The organism is Neisseria flavescens (assembly GCF_001618065.1).
GTDB classification, from domain to species: domain Bacteria; phylum Pseudomonadota; class Gammaproteobacteria; order Burkholderiales; family Neisseriaceae; genus Neisseria; species Neisseria flavescens_A.
This window is the reverse complement of record NZ_LAEI01000060.1, coordinates 1-255: the sequence shown is the minus strand read 5'-3', so window position 1 is coordinate 255 and position 255 is coordinate 1. Positions and strand designations below refer to the sequence as shown.

At 55.7% G+C, this 255-nt stretch carries 1 protein-coding gene; it reads left to right on the top strand.

The window, feature by feature from the left end; translation table 11 throughout:
- The coding region (locus TW89_RS11765) for a hypothetical protein (RefSeq protein ID WP_225522202.1) at positions 1-255 on the top strand (255 nt) is incomplete at both ends.

Below are 255 nucleotides of genomic sequence, written 5' to 3'. Positions count from 1 at the left end.
AAAGGCGTAGATGCCAAAACCACCGTTGACACCAAAGGCCTGACCTTCAACGGCGACAGCGGCAGCACCAATGTCGAGAAACTCGGCTCCACCGTGACCGTTGCCGGCGACGACAACATCACCACCGCAGCCCAAGACGATAAAGTGACTGTCAAGCTGAACAAAGACCTGGTTGTAGACAGCGTCAAAGCCGGCGACACCACCGTGAACAACGACGGTGTGAAAGTAGGCGACGATGTTGCATTGACCCAAGAC